At 58.6% G+C, this 5,221-nt stretch carries 6 protein-coding genes; 1 reads left to right on the forward strand and 5 read right to left on the reverse strand.

Features of this window, described 5'->3' with window-relative positions; all coding sequences use genetic code 11:
- The 5 genes from Q0C48_RS14605 to Q0C48_RS01785 form a co-directional block, all read right to left on the reverse strand.
- A partial coding sequence (locus tag Q0C48_RS14605) for a CRISPR-associated endonuclease Cas3'' (protein ID WP_366936979.1) occupies window positions 1-436 on the reverse strand: 436 nt, incomplete at its 3' end.
- A gap of 566 nt (window positions 437-1,002) precedes the next feature.
- On the reverse strand, window positions 1,003-1,785 hold the full coding sequence (locus Q0C48_RS01770) for a metallophosphoesterase (protein ID WP_291520950.1): 783 nt from the start codon (window positions 1,783-1,785) through the stop codon (window positions 1,003-1,005).
- 8 nt (window positions 1,786-1,793) lie between these two features.
- Window positions 1,794-2,705: a metallophosphoesterase gene (locus Q0C48_RS01775; protein ID WP_291520952.1), complete on the reverse strand. Its 912-nt coding sequence runs from the start codon at window positions 2,703-2,705 to the stop codon at window positions 1,794-1,796.
- Window positions 2,702-3,505: a metallophosphoesterase gene (locus Q0C48_RS01780; protein WP_291520954.1), complete on the reverse strand. Its 804-nt coding sequence runs from the start codon at window positions 3,503-3,505 to the stop codon at window positions 2,702-2,704. The genes Q0C48_RS01775 and Q0C48_RS01780 overlap by 4 nt, the downstream gene beginning before the upstream one ends.
- A 58-nt stretch (window positions 3,506-3,563) precedes the next feature.
- Complete coding sequence (locus Q0C48_RS01785; protein ID WP_291520956.1) at window positions 3,564-4,742, reverse strand: AAA family ATPase; 1,179 nt, start codon at window positions 4,740-4,742, stop codon at window positions 3,564-3,566.
- A gap of 123 nt (window positions 4,743-4,865) precedes the next feature.
- Between Q0C48_RS01785 and Q0C48_RS01790 the strand changes: the two genes are divergently transcribed.
- The coding region (locus tag Q0C48_RS01790; RefSeq protein ID WP_291520958.1) for a hypothetical protein at window positions 4,866-5,221 on the forward strand (356 nt) is incomplete at its 3' end.

Raw genomic sequence — 5,221 nt, forward strand, 5'->3', positions numbered from 1 at the left:
GAGCAGCCAGCGTCGTCGGTTTAGCGCGCTCTCCGTGGTGACAGCCCACCGCATCCGCCGCCAAATCCGCCAATTCTTCCGGCCAGCCCGTTTCGACGAGCATATCACGCAGTTCAAGCTGGCTGACAAATGCATGGTTGATTGTGGTGTCGGGGCTGGGGCCAGCATCCAGCCCGGAGATGTTTTGCCACTTGCACTGAAAGCCAGGGCAGGCTTTGCCGAGGTCGTGGCAGGAAACCAACAAAAGCAGCCAAGGGCGCGCCTTTCGCCAATCCAGCCCCAAGGTTTGCGCCAATCGGTTCCGCGTGCTTTCTGGTTCTCTTTGAAGAATTGCGTCAGCAGTCGCCGCAACATCGAGGACATGCAGCACCAACGGATGCCAAGACTGTATACCGGCATTCTGCGCGCATGTCTTTGCCCAAAGTGATTGAATCATATGGGCCTAGGCGCATTCATTCAACATTTGTCCGTAAACCGGCATAGCGTCGCTGTAGCGAGCAGGAAACTGTCACGCAGCAGATGCCTCACCCAATTAACAGCGATTTCGCCGGTGAGTGCATCATCAAGCGTGACTGTAGTTCGCATCTTTATGCGCCTTGTACAAGGTTTGTATCGTGCCATTGTAGATACCAATGGTGACAGTGTCGATTTTCTTTGGCACCTGCGGCCATCTTGCGCAACTTCGCCATGGGTCTTCTGCGGCTGGTGGGGTGCAGAAACATCGCTTCGGCGACCCGTCACTACGCTGCCAGTAGCCGCGACACCCTCCGCATGATCGGGTTCTGACACCGCAAGCCGCGTAATCCGTTATCTGGCACCCGCCGGCTGCGTCATGCCATATGGTCCCGTTTTCTACGTCTCAGCGCCTGAAAACCCAGGATTCCTGCTGATCAGGCCGCCTCATCCCATACTTTGGCTCCGCTGTCCGCACTCCCGCAATCGCCTTGGTGAGTTTGCCGCCCCCCTGCGTTATGCATTGGAGTTACCTCCTGTGATCATTCCTCAAATTTCCACTATACGAAACCCCATGTCATTGCCCTCATCGGGATATCCCCACGGATTACAGAGGATACGGGTCTGGCCGATGTGGTAATCCATGGGATCATGCACATGGCCATGAATCCACAGATCCGGGGCAAAGCCTGCCGCATTCCAACGCTGAATACGATGCTCCTGATTGGAACAGAAACCCCCAGATATGGGGCTACCTGCGAATCGGGGATGCTGGCTCTGGTAGGATGGAGCATGATGCGTGATCACAACCGTGGGTCCCTCGTGGGGATGACGCATGATCTGGGTGTCCAGCCAGTCCATCGTGTCCTGATGCGCTTTGAGGATCACTTCCGGGGTGATGCTCCCGGAATGCCCTTGCAGGGTGCAAGCCCCATCGAAAATCACATCAAAGTCCGCCATCATGCGCTGGCAACTGCGCATCTGACGACCGCTGGCGAAGTCCGTCCAGAGGGTGGCGCCCAGAAAGCGAACGCCATCCAGAATCACCATTTCCTTTTCCAGCAGATAAGCTTGGCGGTCGTGGGCGATGGCATCCCGGAATTTCTCCCTGTCATCCGGGAAAACCCCGTTGTAGTATTCGTGATTGCCCAGTATCCCGACGATGGGACCGGAAAAGACCTTCCGCAACTGGCGCAGCAGGTCGGCCCAGCCTTCCGGGATCGTGTCGACGTCTCCCGCAAGCACCAGAATATCCGCTTTTTCGAGCCCCTCCGTGGGCACGGGGTTGCCAAATTCGAGATGCAGATCAGAAGCGTAAGCGACGGTTGTCATGGGTCGTATTACTCCTTGTGGTTGTCTACAGAGGGCGAATCCAGCTCGACCTCACGGACACCTTCTCCCGTCAGCATCCAGCCCCGTTCTTCCTGATGGCAAAACAGGGTCAAGCCCTGATCGCGGTATCGCTCGGGCTGATCCAGATGGGCGGCACCCGTATCCAGAAACACATGTCCGGCGACCTGCAACAAGCGGCCTTCCCGGGGCGGCGTGATGGTGTGCCCCACATAGGTACGGGACAACGCGGCCGGAACAATGGGTATCTCGTGGGACAGGGCATAACGCAAGCTCCGTCCCCACAGCAGATGATCTTCCCAAGTCCCCGTTGCGTCATAGCCGATGACCTGATGCGGCTCCAGCCAGCGGGGATGCGCGTCCTCTGCGAGAGTGGCGTCATTCCAGCACACCGCCACGCCATCCTCGCGTTCTGCCGCCAGTTCCGCGTGCAGCACCTGAAACCGCCCGGCGGGAGCCGTATTCTCAGCGTCGACGATGCGTACCAAAGGCACCTGAGACAGCGCTGACCGCCACCGTTCACACAGTTCTTCATCCATCCGATAAGGACGGAACCAGTCCCAGCCGCCATTGCGGGCAAAGAGATCGGCGTAGGCCGCGGTCCGTTGAGCTTCCTCCCGCCGCATCTCCCGCAAATGACCCAGATTCAACGTGGCCAGCAGCATGGCGTCGTGGTTGCCCAGCACCGGATAAAACCAGGGCGCTTCCAGCAGATCCAGCGCCCCGGCACTGTTCGGGCCGCGATCCACCAGGTCGCCCACGCTGAACAGGCGATCCATATCGTAGTCGAAGGCCACATGATCCATGAGCCTGCGCAGGACATCGGGGTGACCGTGCAGATCACCGACGATGAAATCCCGGCCCTGAAGATTGGCCGGATGGGCTATGACACGCGGGTTCATGAAATCTTCTCCTCCAGTTCAACCACCTGATCCAACTGCACGCCGGTACCTTCCCGCGGGTATCCGAAGGCGTTGGACAATATGCGCACCGCACCGATACGGTAATCCACCGCATGATGGGTATGGCCGTGCATCCACAGCCGCACCCCCTGATCACCGGTGCGCGCCACGGTTTGCTCCAATCGGCTGGCGTAGGCACCGGACAGATCATCCTGCCGGAAGGATTTGTAGATGGACTCCCATGCCGGTGCATGGTGGGTGATCACGACCTTGTGTCCAGCCCAGGGCTGTGCAATAGATTCCTCCAGCCAGACTTTGCTGGCCAGATGCACCTCCAGGGTATCCCGCGGCAAAAAGCGCCGGGCACCGCCATGGCACCGTATCCGCTTATGGTCCTGCATGGTCTCCTGTGCCGCCCGCATGGCATAGGGGTCGCCGCCATCAAAATCGGACCACAGAGTGGTTCCGAAAAAGCGGATATTGCCGATGTCCACGCCTTGTCTTTCCAGCAGCGTACACCGCGCCATCAGATCCTCCGGTAGATGCTTGGCCAGGCCCTCCCGCCACTTTTCTGGAGCGCGTTCGACGGATAAACCCCAGTAATCGTGGTTCCCCAGCACCGCCACAACATGTGGAAAAGGATCGGCCACCATCTTGAGCCAGTCCGCCAGCTTTTTGGGCGTGCCGAAGTCTCCCGCCAGTACGAGAATGCTGTCCCTGTCCGTCGGCAATGACGCCAGACGGACGGTAGCGGGTGGATTCACATCCACGTGAATGTCGGAAATCAATCTGATCTGCATGTTATCTATCCTGAATGGCGGTCATGCGCTTTTCAAAAACCTGCGCATCACCGCGCGTCTATATATTACGATCCAAGAAACCCATAGCCCATTTTTTACACGGAGCGGCTTCTGTCGGCACATCCTCAGCGACGATCCCCGCTCGCCCGGCTTTTGCCGCGGCGCCCAACGCCTGCAGCAGCGTCCGCTTCAACGCGCGCGGCGAATAGCCCACCAAGGCGTCCAGCACCGCATCATCCAACGGTTCATCGAAGGACCACCCCCAACTCGCCTCCTTGAGCAGTCCCTCATAAACCGTTTGGGCGATTCCCCGCATCTGGCCGGACGTTGGCGGATCAATGTGCAGCACGGTCATTCGCGACAGAATCGGCGCGGGAATCTGGCTTTCGTCATTGGCGGTGGCGATCCAGTTCACATGGCTGGCGTCGATAGCAAACTCCGGAACAGACAAATCCTTGAAGACGCGCGCACTTTCCCGCTCCAGCAAAGTGTACAGGGACGCTATGGGGTTGAAACGCATGTCGCCGTTCACCTTGTCCAGTTCATCCAGCACGATGACCGGATTCGCCCACCGCTCGCTGGTGAGCAGGTCGAACAGATGACCGGGCTGCGAGTTCGACCAGAAGACATCGGACCCCGCCAGGGCGGAGCTGCTTTGCGCCGAGGCCATGTCAAAGACCCGAAAAGGCAAACCGAGCTGGTCAGCGAGCCAGCGCGCTACGGCCGTCTTGCCGACGCCCGGTGCACCGGTCAGCAGGATGGGGGGCCAAAATACCCGGCTATCCCCGCGCGCCGACAAGGCGAATTGGTCGTCCAGAAAGTCGACCAGCGCGGCAAAGTTCGGGAACCTCGCCCTACACGCTTCCAGGCTGCTTGCCCATGCCGTCGGCAGAAGCCCCAGGCAGCGCTTATCCCCACCAGCGGCTTCGATTTGCGCCAGGACGGATTTCGCCTGCGACGCCTTGTCTTTTTCATTCCGGTTTTTTTCAAACACCGCCAAGCGGGACGCATCCAGAAACTGGATTTGCGGCGGTCTCGGCTGAGAGTCCTCTTCAGACCCGTCTGCTTCAAACGCGAAGGGGTCCGGCAGGTCCTCAAAAATGCCGGGGTCATCTGCTGTTGGCAACGCCTCTGCGGACCGGGCGGTGCTCGATTCTTCAGAGCGACGTTCCTGAAACGTCTCCTGGTTGTCGACTGGATCCTCATCCGCCGGATCTGGGCGAGACACAAATGACATGGCATCCTCCTTATTCACATCTACTGTAAATTATAGTAACCTCAAGCAGGCGAGCTTGTCAAAAACCGTGGGTTTCTCGTGCGGCGCGTGTTACAGTATTTTATAGTCAGACTGGGAGGACGCATGGCAGACAGCCTTAGCCCTGAAGAATTCGCCGTTGTGGAACTCGCCAGGGATTTGATTGCCCTGCGCGGCGAGACGATGGGCCGCATTTCGCAGGAAACGGAGATTCGCATCCCCAATTTATCGGTCTGGTTGCGTGAAAAGCCGCAGGTCATCTCTACGGAGAGACAGGCCAAGATTTTGTATTACCTGGGGGTCAAGGAGGGGGAGCTGCGTCGTGATATGCTGCATCTATGGCACGACCAGGGGAGCCTGGAACCTCTGAAACGGGTCTTTGGCACCTTATTGAGTGCGGAGCAGCGGAAGGATTTGCGGATTCATGCGGCGACAATAGGCGGGCCAACACCGTCCTATAT

Source organism: Acidithiobacillus sp., from assembly GCF_023255755.1.
Lineage (GTDB): Bacteria > Pseudomonadota > Gammaproteobacteria > Acidithiobacillales > Acidithiobacillaceae > Acidithiobacillus.